Annotated in this window: 11 protein-coding genes and 1 pseudogene; 8 read left to right on the forward strand and 4 right to left on the reverse strand. The window is 61.3% G+C overall.

The window, feature by feature from the left end; translation table 11 throughout:
* The first annotated feature begins 212 nt into the window (after positions 1-212).
* From CXY77_RS03310 to CXY77_RS03345, 8 genes and pseudogenes are all read left to right on the forward strand, one after another.
* Complete coding sequence (locus CXY77_RS03310; RefSeq protein WP_104129689.1) at positions 213-1994, forward strand: ABC transporter ATP-binding protein; 1782 nt, start codon at positions 213-215, stop codon at positions 1992-1994.
* 297 nt (positions 1995-2291) lie between these two features.
* A pseudogene (locus tag CXY77_RS03315) lies at positions 2292-2921 on the forward strand (HipA domain-containing protein); the annotation flags it as partial.
* Between the two features lie 198 nt (positions 2922-3119).
* Complete coding sequence (locus CXY77_RS03320; protein ID WP_104129691.1) at positions 3120-3950, forward strand: hypothetical protein; 831 nt, start codon at positions 3120-3122, stop codon at positions 3948-3950.
* A gap of 343 nt (positions 3951-4293) precedes the next feature.
* Complete coding sequence (locus CXY77_RS03325; RefSeq protein WP_199181870.1) at positions 4294-5493, forward strand: amidohydrolase; 1200 nt, start codon at positions 4294-4296, stop codon at positions 5491-5493.
* A 13-nt stretch (positions 5494-5506) separates the two neighbouring features.
* A complete protein-coding gene (locus CXY77_RS03330) occupies positions 5507-6841 on the forward strand; it encodes a DUF3100 domain-containing protein (protein ID WP_104129693.1) in 1335 nt (444 codons plus the stop codon).
* A gap of 102 nt (positions 6842-6943) precedes the next feature.
* Positions 6944-7798 (forward strand): MurR/RpiR family transcriptional regulator, encoded by an 855-nt coding sequence (locus tag CXY77_RS03335; RefSeq protein ID WP_104129694.1) that lies wholly within the window; start codon positions 6944-6946, stop codon positions 7796-7798.
* Positions 7799-7830: 32 nt separating this feature from the next.
* Entirely contained in the window at positions 7831-8757 is a 927-nt protein-coding gene (locus tag CXY77_RS03340; RefSeq protein ID WP_104129695.1) for an NAD(P)-dependent oxidoreductase, read from the forward strand.
* 2 nt (positions 8758-8759) lie between these two features.
* Positions 8760-10319 (forward strand): aldehyde dehydrogenase, encoded by a 1560-nt coding sequence (locus CXY77_RS03345; protein ID WP_104129696.1) that lies wholly within the window; start codon positions 8760-8762, stop codon positions 10317-10319.
* A 404-nt stretch (positions 10320-10723) separates the two neighbouring features.
* On the opposite strand, the gene CXY77_RS03350 is transcribed toward CXY77_RS03345, so the two are convergent.
* The 4 genes from CXY77_RS03350 to CXY77_RS03365 all read right to left on the reverse strand — a co-directional run bounded on the left by CXY77_RS03350 (position 10724) and on the right by CXY77_RS03365 (position 14853).
* Positions 10724-12112 carry a hypothetical protein gene (locus tag CXY77_RS03350; protein WP_140425475.1) on the reverse strand — a complete coding sequence of 463 codons (1389 nt, stop codon included), beginning with the start codon at positions 12110-12112 and terminating at the stop codon, positions 10724-10726.
* A gap of 63 nt (positions 12113-12175) precedes the next feature.
* Positions 12176-12832: a hypothetical protein gene (locus CXY77_RS03355; RefSeq protein WP_104129698.1), complete on the reverse strand. Its 657-nt coding sequence runs from the start codon at positions 12830-12832 to the stop codon at positions 12176-12178.
* Positions 12833-12943: 111 nt separating this feature from the next.
* A complete protein-coding gene (locus CXY77_RS03360; RefSeq protein ID WP_104129699.1) occupies positions 12944-13246 on the reverse strand; it encodes a hypothetical protein in 303 nt (100 codons plus the stop codon).
* A gap of 89 nt (positions 13247-13335) precedes the next feature.
* On the reverse strand, positions 13336-14853 hold the full coding sequence (locus CXY77_RS03365; RefSeq protein WP_104129700.1) for a relaxase/mobilization nuclease domain-containing protein: 1518 nt from the start codon (positions 14851-14853) through the stop codon (positions 13336-13338).

Here is a 14853-nt window from a genome sequence, read left to right on the forward strand (position 1 = left end):
CGCTTCGCTGATGATTGACCGAAAAAACGTGCTGTTCACGACTGCTATTAGGCCGACGTCAGATCGGAACGAGCGATCCGCTGGGAGAGGCAATCCTCTGGCGTCCCGTCAACAAACTGTAATATCACTCGCCGAAACCTGGGCGAATATCGAGCGGCTCACGTGCCACACCAACCGCGCTATGACCTCGCGCCAAACGAAAGTAGTTCGGAATGACTGATCAGCTGACAGCGACGGCGATAGACAACTTCGATGCAAAAGCGGGGCCACCGAAGACTTCGCTGAAAGACTTCTGGCCCCATTTGCGAGACCACCGGTTCGCGATCGTCATCGTGGCCGTCGTGTCCCTGGCGGCGACTGTGCTAACAGTTGCTCAACCGCTGGTGGTGCGTGGCATGATCGACGCCGTGGGAGCGTCGGAGGCTCTCGGCCCCTGGGTCGCCGTGTTGGTCGGGGTTACGCTCGGCGAGGCACTCTTACGCGGCTTGCAGTCATTCGCCCTCCAGCGCACCGGCGAAGCGGTGATCCTGGGGTTACGCAAATCGCTGATCGCGCGAATTCTACGTCTTCCAATGCATCAGTACGACCATCGCCCTAAAGGTGACTTCATCAGCCGAATGGGTGCCGACACCGGCGTAGTTCGATCCATTGTCACCTCTGGACTCTTCGATTTTATCTCCGCGATTCTGATGTTTCTTGCCGCGGTTGTTCTGATGGTCATGCTCGACCCCTTTTTGTTCGCAATCACCGTCGGGTCCGTCATCGTCGGTGCAGTCGGAGTGACCTTCGTCGGCAAAGCTATTCGCGTAATCAGCCAGCGCACTCAAGAGGAAGTCTCCGCGATGACGTCACTCGTCGAGAGGGCGCTAGCGTCCATCCGCCTCATCCGTGCAAGTGATGCGACCGCCCACGAGGAAAAGCGTGTTGGTGCGGCGGCCGCCCGAGCTTATGACGCAGGTGTGGCTATGGCTCGGCTTCAGGCAACCGTTCAGCCATTGATGTCTATCTGTATACAAGGCGCATTTATCGTCGTGTTGGCCCTCGGTGGAATTCGAGTAGCTGGCGGGCAGATGTCAATCGGCGAGCTGATGGCCTTCATCTTGTACCTCTTCCTTCTTGTGATGCCCGTCACTCAGGCGATGGGAGCCTTCACCCAGATCCAGGCCGGCCTAGCTGCGTTTGACCGTATTGCTGAAATAATCGCCCTGCCGATAGAGGAAGATCCAGCGGGTATCCCGCTTCGACACCAGCATCAGACCGCAGGGGCGCCGCTGCTTGCGTTCGATAATGTGAGCTTTGGATATTCAGCTGCGCACCCGACTCTTGACGACGTGACTTTCCGAATCGCGCCGGGATCTCGGGTAGCGATTGTTGGCCCGTCCGGTGCCGGCAAGTCAACGCTCTTGGCGCTTATTGAACGGTTCTACATCCCCGACAGTGGTGCAATCACCTACCAGGGGTGCAACGTTCGAGAGCTGGGGATGTCGGACTACCGAAACAGCATCGGGTATCTCGAGCAGAATGCACCTGCCTTGGGCGGAACAATTGGCGACAACCTACGTCTCGGCAAACGAGACGCAACGGCCGCTGAGATGGAAGCTGTGCTTGCTCAGGTGCAATTGACTGAGGTCGTCGCACGATCCGCCCTGGGTCTGGAAACGCAGGTAGGAGATTCGGGGGGTCTCCTATCAGGTGGCGAGAGACAGCGGTTGTCGTGGGCGAGGGTGCTCCTCGGCCAGCAACGCGTATTGCTTTTTGACGAGCCGACCTCCAGCGTCGACTCGACCACGGAGAAAGCGCTTCTCAGTGCGTTGGAGGGCGTGTCTTCAGAACGCACTCTGATCGTGGTAGCCCACCGCCTGAGCACTGTAGTCGCATCTGATCAGATCATTGTGCTGAAGGATGGGCGGGTTGACGCGATCGGAACGCACGGCGAACTCCTTGCTAACAGTGCGCTCTATGCAGACCTGGCGAGAAACCAACTGCTGACCTAACTGCGCGACCCTCGGACCCAAATGTTCGACCAAGCGCTGGAGACGACACACGACGCAGGGCGTCAGCAACAGCAAAGGTAAGATTCGAATTACCATTTCCTTTCCGACAGTTCCAATACCCCTCTCTGTCAACCTTGAATAGGGCACCGGGATCGTCCCGAATAGTGTCGTAGAAGGCGGCGAAGGAGTTCCCTTTACGAACGCCGTAATGGCAGGAGCCAGCTCGACCGGGCAGGCTGCAGAGATGGAAGATGTTCCCGATCCCCAAGTTCGCGAGCGCCCTCGGCGGCGCCGGCCGGCCTGCGCGTGCCCCGCCGTCGGCTCATCCGCCTCAACGAGCACAAGTCATCGTTACTCATTGAGCGTTTCGATAGAGTCGGCGCTGGCGCTGATCAATCGCGCGTGGGTTATATGTCTGCGATGACGGCGATGGGACTCGGGCCGCAGAGTTCTGCGAGCTACGAGGACTTCGCCGACACGATCGACCAGGTCACGCTCTCGGCGTCTGCTGGCGACCTGCGCGAGATGTTCGGCCGCGTGGCGTTCACTGTGCTCGTGAACAACGTCGACGATCACTGGAAGAGCCAAGGATTTACGCGCGAGCGCGGCGCTTGGCGGCTTAGCCCACTCTTCGAAGTGAACCCGACCCGCGCGGGAAGCCGAGTGCGCCCACGCCGGATCCATAACCGTGATGACCCAACGCACCGCGACCTTCGGCTTCTGATCGAGGGTCGGGATGCGTACCGTCTCACGAAGAGTGACGCCGCAGATGCGCTCTCCCGCGTGACACGTGCTGTCAGCGCCTGGCGCGAGACCACGCAGAAGCACGGCATCAAGGCCACTGAGATCGAGCACATGGCCTTATCCTTCAACGAGTCTCAGTTCGAGCACGCCATACGGTTCGTGGACGAGCGCACGGCCTCCTGATAAACAGGATAAAGAAACAAAAACACAGTAAACGGGGGACGTCGTGTTAATAGCGTTAATACAAATTAATAGAGATTCATAAGCCAGTCCCGGTGGTGCAGCTGGATTCGCGGCTTACGGAGGGTTGCCGCCGGATTCTGATAAAGATATCACCGCACGCGGCGGCTGATAACTTTATCAACCAGTGCAAGTGACACAATGACTGCCATAGATGACACGCGCGTAGAGACTCTGCTCCCGGCCGACACTTTTCCTGGCACCGGCATCCTGCTCGCCCTCGACGTCGACGGCGTACTGAACTCCATCGACGTCGACCTGTGGGAGAGAAATCGCAGGAACGGGCAATCCTACGAGAAGGCGATGCCGCCCGTTGCTAATGGAATCGAACGTCGTCACGTGCGTACTGCTCACGGTCACAAGTACTGGGTCGACATCGATCCCGCGGTTGTCCAGGCACTCGACACGTTCGTCCAAACCAACAACGTCGAGCTCGGTTGGCTCACATCTTGGGGTCCAAACGTACGAGCTTTCATCGAGCAAACACTCGACGGAAAGCTATCAGGCGGCTTCGTGTTGGGCAGCAGGCCGCCGCGATACCGCGGAGCTGTGCTGGCCGAGTGGAAACGAACCGCCTTACGTGCACTAGTCGAGACCGCCGGGCAGCCCTGGATCTGGGCGGACGACGAGGAGATTGCGATTGGTCGCACTTCGCCGAACTTTGGCGACGACCTGATCTTCACTGTGTCACACATGATGCTCGAGCCGGCGCCCACCGTTGGGCTGACTGTGGACGACGTCGCAGCAATGGAGCGATTTGCCACGTCACTCGACGTCGGTGTAGGCAAGCGCGGAGCGTGCGAGCTTGGCACGACATCGGCCGAGATCCACGCACTCTTCGGTGACCGTCTGCCCACGTTTCAGGCTTGGATGCGCGGGCAGACCATGGGTGTGTGTCCAGAGCACGGTGTGGTCGTTTACCGTGCTGATCTAGAGAGTTTCCTCACCGGACGACGTCCTGGCTTCGACTAATGACGTTCATAATCGCCACGCCCACCACCACGGTCGCGCTAGAAAATCAGCGACGCCACTAACCCAAGGCGGACCGCTGGATCGAGGCTAAGACCTCCGCGGGAACCATGTAAAGAGATTTCGATGCAATTCGATGCCTGGCCTCGCACTGACGTCAGCAGACGCGGACGGCGAGAGACCGTGAACTGCTCATGACGGAATTTACAAACCCGTAACATGCCCGGTTTTTCGGTCCCACGCGCAGCCCCTAACTTTGAGAGCAACGTGAATTGCAGAAATGCATTTCTGCCAATTGGATTGCATTCGAATGTCGAGGAGATGGATAATGAGCCGCATGAGGTTAATGAAGACCAATCAAGAGCTGACTCCGCTGCAGTCGACCATCTACCGGATCGTCACCGAATCGGCCGAGGGCGTCATCGATGTCAGTCGTCGAATCCATGCTTTGGCTGAGATGTCATTCGATGAGGTTGAGTCGGCTGAGCTGCTCGCTGCGTTCCTCGAGAGCGAGGGGATGGTCGTCACGCGTACTCTCGGCGGCCTGCCGACGGCGTTCGTCGGCGCGAAGGGGTCGGGACGGCTCACGGTTGGCGTGTTCCTCGAATACGACGCACTTCCCGAAGTGGGACATGCTTGCGGGCACAACCTGATTGCCGGCGCAGGACTCGCGGCGACACTCGGTCTGCTGCCGCTCCTGGACGAACTCGACATCACTCTCAAGGTCTTCGGCGCCCCAGCGGAGGAGCACGGAGGAGGAAAGGCGCTCCTCCTTGAATCAGGAGTGTTCGCCGACGTCGCGCTTGCGTTGATGGTGCACCCGTTTCCGGAGGGCATGAGCTTCAACCCTGCCGGGACGTCCAGCCAGGTCGTTGGACGGTTCCGCGCCATCTTCACCGGGACCGCCTCCCATGCCGCAGCTGCCCCTCACCTCGCCGTCAACGCTGCGGATGCCGCCGTAGTCACCCAGGTGGCCGTCGGGCTTCTCCGCCAGCAACTCCCGGATGATCACCGTGTCGCCCTCTACGTTGCCGAGGCCGGATCCGTCACGAATATCATCCCTGAGCTCGCGGTCGTGAACTTCGAAGCCCGCGCCTTCTCCCGCAGCGATTTCGACATCCTCCTCGAGAAAGTGAACCGCTGCTTCGAGGCGGGTGCGCTGGCGACGGGAGCGGCGCTGTCCATTGAAGCAATCGGCCCGGTCTACGATGCCCTTCTCCAGGACGAGGACCTTTGCTCGCACTGGAGCGCCGCAATAGCGATCTTCGGCCACGACGTGAGCCGCGCCGCCGGACTCACCGGAGGATCCACCGACATGGGAAATGTCTCGCAGGTCATTCCCTCGATCCACCCATGGATTGGGATACCCGGGGTGGCCAGCCCCGTGCACTCCCACGATTTCGCCGCCGGCGCCAATACGGACGCGGCATACGACGTGATGCTGCAAGCCGGCGTCGGCATGGCCTGGACGGTCGCCAGCGTGGCGTCGTCCCCCGAATCCCACCAGCACTACACGACCGCTGCCGCGCGCCGTGCCCACCACTAAAAAGGACACGACTATGACCATCACCACAGACGCGAAAGTGAAGCTCATCGTCGGACTGCGTGAGATCTGGCCGGTCGCTGCCGCTGCATTTGTCGTCGCCCTCGTCGCCCAACTCATCGGCGCCCACACCCTCGACCTCGGCCCAGCAGCCATCGTCTTCTTCCCCATGGTCTGGGGACTACTCATCGGCGCCGGGATCTCCTTCCAGCGCATCAAGCGGGTGAGTCTGGACTTCCAGAGGATCGCCAACGCATTCGTTGGAATCGCCGTCCTGTTCCTGGTCGCCCGGCTCGCCTTCAACATCGGCCCCAATATCCCCACCCTGCTGCAGGCGGGCCCCGCACTTCTGCTGCAGGAAGTCGGCCACTTACTCGGCACAGTTGCCCTTGCCCTGCCTCTTGCCGTACTACTGCGCATGGGCAAAGCGACTATCGGTGCCACCTTCTCCCTGGATCGTGAGCCTGCGTTTGCAATGGTCAGCGAGAAGTATGGACCCGACTCCGACCAGTACCGGGGCGTGCTCGCGATGTACGTATTCGGCACCCTCTTTGGCGCCATCTACATCACGCTCCTCACCTCGCTCGTCGCATCGGCGAACATCTTCGACCCCCTGGCCTTGGCGATGGGCGCCGGCGTCGGATCCGGGTCGATGATGGCTGCCTCCACCGCGAGCATTATCGGCGCCTACCCCGGCCAGGAAGAATCCATCCTTGCCATCGCCGCCGTCTCCAACCTCATCACCACCGTTCTCGGCGTCTACGTAGGCATCTACATAGCTCTCCCGCTCGCCGACCGCTTCTACACGTTCCTCACCCGACGCCAGAAGGTCGCGGCCGTCGCCGCTTCTGCCGTCTCGGCCGAGACCGAAGAATCCAACCGCGTCTTCCGCGAGCAGGTCAACGAATCCGCCGCGCCCGTCTACATTCGCCCCTGGGTCTCCATCCCGATCATGGCCATCGTAGGAATCGGAACGGCCTCCGTTTTCGCCGGGGGAGTGAACGTGAATATCGTGGGCGGCTACGCGGTACTGATCGCACTCCTTCTCCTCGGCCAGTTCCTTGCCAAGGTCAGCCGGAAGATCTCCGCAATCGTCTGGGTAACAACCATCGGGGCGCTCGTCTCCAGCCCCTACTCGCCGATCGCCGCGCCCCTCGTGGTCCTCGTCACTTCAATCGACTTCCTGTCGATCGGATGCGTGGCACTCACGTTTGCCGGACTGAGCCTCGGCAAGGACCTCGCGCTCCTGAAGACCGTGGGATGGAAGATCATCCCCGTCGGCCTCGTCGCCATCACCGCCTCGTTCGTCTTCTCCGCAGTCATCGCCGAATTCGCGCTGGGATTCTGGTAATAGCCGATTCTGAGGCGGATTCCCACAAGATCTGCGTCAGCAATCCGCATTGCATGCATCACACAATGCAATTATTATTGCAATAACGAAACGGGATGGCACATGACTGATCCGCTAACTCTCTGGCTCGACGATTTAGAGCCCGCCGGGGGACACACCCCGTCCCACCGACGCGTTGCCGAAGTCGTCCTAAAGAACCAGCAGCTCGCCTCGTACTCCGAAATCGCCGAGATCTCCGAACGAGCGGGAGTCAATCCCAGCACTGTGGTTCGTTTTGCTCAAGCTCTGGGCTTCAAAGGCTGGCCGGAACTGCAGCAGGAGCTGCGTGTCCGCTATCTGGCGACGCTGACCTCCGAAGAGACCCTCCGCGCGCACCCGTCGTCCACACTGCCGAGCGCCGTCCACGACGCCATCCACCAGGACATCGCCAACCTCCAACAAACGATCGACTCCATCGAGATCACCGACAGCGAAGCAGCCATCGAAGCGCTCGCCTCCGCCGGTCGTATCCTAGTCGTCGGTATGGGGTCGTTCAGCGCCCCAGCATCCGTTCTTGCCCACCTGGGTTCAGTGATGGGGTACCCCATCTCATTCGAGGGGCGCGGCGGACCCCACCTCGCCACGGCCATGACGACGCTGACCGCAGACGACGTCCTCGTCGTCTGCAACGTCTGGCGCCCCATCAGAGACGTCCTCGCCGCTGCCGAAGCTGCCAAACATACCGGCACGACGGTCATCGCCATCACCGACATGCGGCGCGGGAAACTCGCCGCCGCCGCCGACTTGCCCCTCATCGTTCCCAGCGAAGGTGTCTCCTTTCTCCAGTCCGCGACCGCCGCGACATCGGTGGTCTACGGGCTGCTCTCGGGCATGGAAGCTGCGCGCCCCGAGCGAAGCCGCGCAGCACTGCGCCGAACGCAGGAACTGTGGCAGCAGCTCGGCACCTTCAACGACTGACCTACCGACACAACATACAGAAAGGGACTCCCATGAGCATCACACTCCCCACCGATCGACGTATCGGCATCATTGGCCTCGGATCCATGGGCGGAGCCATGGCCACGTCCTTCGTCGGCCAAGGCTGGACTGTGCTCGGCTTCGACCCCTCCGAAGCCGCTCGGACTACCGCGGTCGCCGCCGGAATCACTCTCGTCGACACCGTCGACGCCCTCGCCGGCATCCCCTACATCGTCATGTCGCTCCCGTCAGCGAAAATCGTCGAAGGCACCGTTCCCGCATTGTTAACCGCACCGGGCACGATCGCGATCATCGACACCACCACCTCCGAACCGAAGACCAGCCAGAAGATGTCCGCCCTCGCCGTCGAGAGCGGAGCACAATTCGTCGACGCGCCCGTCTCCGGCGGAAACACCGGCGCTGCCACCGGCACCCTCGCCTCCTTCGTCGGCGGCTCCGACGACGCCATCTCTGCTGCCCAGCCCGTCCTCGCCGGACTGACCGGCGGGAAATGGAAGCATGTCGGACCCGCCGGCGCCGGAAACGTCGTGAAACTGCTCAACAACATGCTCGTCTCCACCAACCTCCTCGCAGTAGCCGAAGCGATGGACGTCGCCGCCGCCTACGGCATCAACCTCGACTCCGCCGTCGCCGCCCTGAACACCGCCACCGGCGCGTCCACGGTCAGCACGAAGATGTACCCGGAGCAGATCCTCAACGGCAACTTCAGCTCCGGATTCTCCCTCGGCCTCATGTCCCGCGACGTCGCCCTCGCGTACGCCGTCGCCTTACAAGGCGGTGCCACACCCCGCGTGTTCGCCCAGACCAACGAGGCATGGCAGCAAGCTCTTGTCTCACTCGGCCCTGCCGCCGACTTCACCTCCGCCACCACCACCTTCACCACCGCCACCGACGCCCTTACCCCGGCAGCGGCAGCCACGACGCAGAAAGACTCCTGACCATGACAACCATCCTCGAATCCGTCCGCGGCAGCTCGACCCACCCCGCCGAACGGGCCCGAACTCTCATCGCGGAGACCTTTGCCGACGGGATAGGCGTCTACGCCAACGGCCGCGTCCACGTCGGCAGCGGCGACCCCATCGAGCTCATCGACGCCGCCACCGGCGAGAGCGTCCTCAGCTACCCCGACCCCGGCACGGCTGGCGCCGACATCGTCCTCGACGCTGCCACGCAGGGAGCGAAAATCTGGGGAGTCATGAACCCGTTCGACCGGGCCGAGATCCTCCGCGCCGTCGCGAAGAACATTTCCGACCACCAAGAAGAACTCGCCATCCTGGAGACCGTCACCACCGGCAAGCCATTGCGCGATGCACGCGTCGAAGCCGGACGCGTGGCGCAGATGTTCGGCTACTACGCCGGATGGGCAGATAAGGTCACCGGCCAGACGATTCCCGTCCCCGGTGACTGGCTCACCTATACACAGCGCGTCCCGTGGGGGGTTGTCGTCGCCGTCACCCCGTGGAACGCTCCGCTGAATACCGCCGGATGGAATTCGGCAGCCCCGCTGGCTGCAGGTAACGCCGTCATTATCAAGCCGAGCGAGTTCACGCCCCTCAGCACTATCCGTCTCGCCCAGCTCGCCGAAGAGGCAGGGCTCCCGGCCGGTGTATTCTCGGTGGCCGTCGGAATGGGGACCACTATCGGAGCGCAGCTCTCGACGGACCGCCGCGTCGGCAAGCTCAGCTTCATCGGCTCCGTCCCCGTGGGCCGTATCGTCGCCCGCGCGGCCGCCGGCGCAGGAATCCCCGTTGTGCTAGAGCTCGGAGGCAAGAGCGCGAACATCGTCTTCGCCGACGCCGACCTCGACCAGGCCGCCATGGGCGCGGTCAACGCGATCTTCGCCGGAGCGGGCCAGTCCTGCGTCGCGGGATCCCGTCTCCTCGTCGAACGCAGCATTCACGACGAGTTCGTGGCAAAGGTCGTCGACCACGTCAACAACCTGCGTTTAGGCGACCCGCTGGATCCGACCACCGAGGTCGGACCGATCATCTCCCGCCGTCAGGTCGAGACCATCCGCGGCCTCATCGGCAGCGGCCAAGAAGACGGAGCAACCCGCCTCACCGGCACGTCCGCGCCGGCCGGACTCCTTAACGGCATCTTCGCCGCGGGAAACTGGGTCATTCCTACCGTCCTCGACGGCGTCGAACCCGACCACCGCCTTGAGACGACGGAGGTATTCGGACCAGTACTTGGAGTCAGTACTTTTGACTCCGAAGAGGAGGCCGTCTCCCGCGCGAACGCGACCAACTTCGGCCTCGCCGGCGCTGTATGGACCTCGGATGTTGCCCGCGCACACCGTGTCGCCGCCGCGGTGAAATCAGGGACCTTTTGGATAAACTCGTATAAGACCATTCATGTCGCCGTCCCCTTTGGCGGTTTTGGAGACTCCGGGCACGGGCGCTCCTCGGGCCCCGGGGTGATCGATGAGTACACCCAACTGAAGGCCGTGTGGGTACCGACTGCAACACCTTCCGCGCCGTTTCCTTCGATGCAGCGATAGAAATTTGCTTGGTGGGGCGACGGGCCACACTCGGCGCCCCACTTCCCTTGGCTGATTAGAGACTGAGAACCCGCTATGACCGTCAGCGTCTTCGATATGTTCAACTACTACTCAGTCCCCAAGCACTCCGGCGGTGTCACCTGGTGACAGAACTTCCCAACGCCACCGTCAGGGCCACGATCGAGATCAGTCTGAGCGTCTTCGGTTTCAAGTACAAATCTCGGGCTCGCCGGAGGCGTCTAACTCGGAATAGGCGCACTCTTACTTCGAGTTAACGCGATAACTCGAAATAAGCGCTTCTCAACCGCAAGCGGAATCGTGCACCGACGTGATGGCCGAGATGGCTGAGCTTGTGCGCCGAATCGAGTGAGACGTGCTGCTTTGAAGCAATACCCTGGTTTCGACTAGCGTTCAGATTCCCGGTAGCCCGGATTTCGCAGATATGCCCCAGTGTGGTGGCCGTCCGCTGGGTCGGGGCGAGTCGACGGCAGGCTTTTCAATGCCGCGAGCGATTTCATAGTGCTCCCGGTCGGAATAAAGACGTGTACCCACTCGTCGGACTCAGCAACGATCGCAACCAGCTGCCGGCCGAATAGCCCTACCGTGACGAGCTCTAGGCCTTCGTCTGCTCGTGCGCGAACCCACTGCTCGTAATCAGCGTAGATGACGCTGAAAAGTACGATGGTCGGGAAATGCGGAGCGTGGGTCAGCCAGAACTCACGGACGCTATCGTCAATGTGTATTTTGATGCCCCATGGCAGATGCGACTTCGGAGCGGTCACACCTTTTCGCAGAGCCTGGAGACTTGGCGTGACGCGCGTGGCTTCAACATCCTCGCCATCCCGACAGCACGGTATCAGGCTGACGGTATCGGACTGGATGGTGTAGCGGAACATTGTGGTCAAAAGTCCGGAATGCCTGATTGCCATCATGCTGCGCTGAGTTCGCAGGTCGATAGACGCTGCGATGATCGTGAGGACCTGGGATTGGTTGATCACCACGGGTAGAGGGTGCCCAAATCGCTCGCAGAAAGCAAATTCCAAGTCGATGCCGTACTCACCTCGAGCGGCGATGGTAATAATTTCGGTACTGTCGAGTTGCTGGACCCAGAACAGGTAGTCGGTCACCTGGCCAACGATCTCGAGGGTAGTCCCATCCACCTTCAGTTCAATGATATGGATTCTGCCTGTTGCATCGATCGCCAGAAGATCGATGCGGCGCTTGGAAGTCGTCTGCACCTGTTTGCCGATAATCAGCAGATCCGCGCCCAGTATCGACGGATGGGCCCGGAGGTAGTCCTCTAACTCCGCCTCGAGCCGGAACGCGCGCAGCTCGGTCACTACGAATCGTGAGGCACGGGCCTTCGCTCTCTGAGCGCGGCCGAAGTCCTTGGACGCCGGTCCCTCAGACAACGAGCATGAATCGCGTGTGAACCAGATCCAACCCCTGCGGCGCCAGTGAATCGCGACGATCTGATTGAAGAAGTATTTTTGCTTTCGTGGGGCCGTCGCCCCGGCTTCATTTTGGGACAGGAGCTTATTGAAGAGTCTCGAAAACGATGGACGAGCTTTCGTGGTCTTCCGCACGTGTCGGATGTACAGGCCCGCGCCCCGCGCCCATTCGTCGGAGGTGTCCTCGCCCGTCAGTTCCAAGAACAACGGCATCAGATCGATCGGGATTTGGCGCGGTTCGGCGCGAACGATGTCCCGTGTCCGACCAGTCACGGTTGGCTGCTGACTCGTCTCATCTACGCGATCTACCCGGAATGGATACCGCCAGCCTGATTCATTCATCCGTTCCTCACCCTCTCTACTTACGGATCTTGTAGCGCCCCATCAGGTGTCGGTGCCAAGTGCTCAACGCCAATCCGAAGCTTCCACGATCTCAATGACGTCGTGGACGTCGCCGCCGTCTCGGAGCCACTGAGCGGGGGTCTTGCACCCCTCGGCGACGAGGCGTGACTGCGGCGTCGCCATGAAGCCAGCAATGCTGTGCCAATCCCCTCTCGGCGTGACGACCTCGATTATGTCGGTGAGCCCGGGAATGAGCTTGTTGGGATCTCCGACAATGAACTGCCATAAAGGAAATCGGAGCCGGCCTGATACTTCGACCGCATAGAGGTACGCGTCAGTGACAGCTGTCTGAACGGCTTTTTCGTCCCAACCCAGAAACCCACTGACGTTCTCGAGCGACATGGTTGCGAAAAGGTCCAGCAGCCACCCCTGCGTTTCACCAAGCTGCAAATATCCCCTGTCGACGGATGCCGAAGTCTCGGCCCACGCTTCAGCGGTGAATCCACCTGACTCGATCAGGAAGCGAACTTCGTTATCGGTCGGCCGCTCGCGCGAGATTGGCCTCATTGCCGTGAGCATGTCGGTTAGCGCTTGAAGGAAATAGTCAGAATCGTTGGCCAGGTAGGCCACGGCTTCCGCGAGTCGCCAAACAGCTGCGTCCGAGACGGGCTGGTAGATGCGCCCCTCGGCATCATTTGGGGTGGGCGCGGGAGGGGTCATGAACAGCAGACTAGAGGCATTCAAACGACGTCGCCAGCGGGCCGATTGCCCCCACACGAGAGTCTCTGCCTCGGTATGGTGCACGTTCTCTCGGATACCAGTCGAACTCGGCTACTGCACGCCGCCGGCGCTTGGTGGAACTTCTTCTAGGATCCGGCCAAGAACCTTCAGCTGGTGAGGCGTCAGGTCGTCCATGCTGAGCTTCTCAACTGAGATCGCCCACCACACGGTGCTCGTCATTGGGCAGCTTGGGCAGGTGCGCGGCGAGATTACGCCGAAGGTTCCCATTCTGGGAGGAAAATCCCACCCGGCATCAAAAGCGTCTTGGGTGCTGAGCACCTCTTCACGGCCGCACGTCTCGCACCAGTGCACGAATGGATCGGTAGGGGAGTTGGTCGTGCAGTCAGCGCTCATGACGCCGACTATATCCGTGCATCACCACTGCTGAGCTGCTGCTGACGCCCCTTTCGGGCTCCGGCGGCCGTCCGTCGTTGCCTGCAGTCTCAAAGCACGTGCTCCTGTTTACTAGGCTTCGTGACCGCCTCAATGTCGTCGAACCACTCGGGATGCTCCAGCCGCCGCTTACGTTGCTCGGGCGTCATAGCCTGGTTGGCAGCGTGTTGCTCGGGCGACACAGCCGGCAGACCGAGGCGCCGGTTGCGGTCGTTGACCGTACGCAGCTTCTCGGCAGCCTGCTTGACTTCCTGAGGCGTCGAGACGACCTCGGCGGCGTCGGGGTCAATCGTTGCCGTTGGGGCAAGCTGAACGTCTTCCCGCGCCTCGTTTGCCTCAGGCAGAGCGGGGAGCGACACAACGTCGGGAATAGGCGCAGCTGCCCGCTGTTCGGGCTGCGTGGAGGTAGCGTCCGATATCTCCACGTTTGTAGAGGTGGCTTTCGCTGAATTGTATTCAGCGATCGTCTGCTGTGTCTTGACGTTCGCTTCTTCGTGGACCGCAGCTAGCGCGGCCCTCAACCGTTCGTTCATGGTTAGGCCCTGCTGGGCCGGTCGATTTAGTGGCTTAGTGAGCGTCATCTGCACTGGCGCGGCAGCAACAGGAATGGCTACCGCCTGCTGAGCTGCGCTGTTGCGCGCCAGCGCCAGATCCACCGCATCCATCTCAAAGCCAGTACCGAGCGACGAACAGCGTCGGCGGTCGCTTGCTGCGGCTTCAGCGCGCGTGCCGTCGGGCTGCTCTCGCAGCATGCCGTAAGAAATGCCGCGGCCCTTCTTTCCACGCTGCTGGATGTGAACTCCGTGCGCGCGGCCCGCGGCGACAAAGCTGGCCCAGCCTATAGCCGCTGGATCTGCAAGCGTCTGCTCGATGAGGTTCTTGAGAACTGTCGAGCTGAACGGCTCTGCTTTGTGCGCTGCCCCGAACTCGTCGGCGATGTCGCTGTCTGCTTCCCACATGATGTATCGCTGGAACTCGCGAAGCTCACTTCGCTGCGTCGAGTTGCCCCTGCGGAGCCCGCTCGGCTCACCCCGCTCTTGGCGCTCAGAGGCGTCAGAGAACGCCTTCTTGAGATCGGCGCGTTGCTCGAACCCTTCGGCTTCGAGGACGCGCTCGTGGGCTTCGACGAGACGGGAATGCATGACAATGCTGCTGTCGAGGCTCCGGCCTGTTTTGGTATCGACGCTGTTTACGACGATGTGATTGTGCACGCAGCCTGTCTTGCCGTCGCGCTGCGTGACGATGAGCACCTGCCGACCAGGGAAACGGTCCACAGCCAGCGCGCGGCCCAATTTTTGCGCCGTCATCCAAGAGTCAGGATCATCTGGATCGAGCTCATCCTTCGCGAAGCTTTCGATCACGTGGTACGCCTGCACAAACGCGCCAGGCTTGTCCTTGCCCCACTTCTTTCTGACGTCTCGCATCTGCTGCTTCGCGACCGAGACAAGCAATCCGCCGACGCCCGACGCCATCACGTAGCGCTCTCCCTTTTGGTCGGGCTTGTCGTCGAGGGCATAACTTATGAGCGCATGACCTGAGCGCGATGCACTCGCTACTACAACTGGCAT

It is taken from the genome of Cryobacterium sp. N21 (assembly GCF_002929575.1).
GTDB classification, from domain to species: Bacteria; Actinomycetota; Actinomycetes; order Actinomycetales; family Microbacteriaceae; genus Cryobacterium; species Cryobacterium flavum.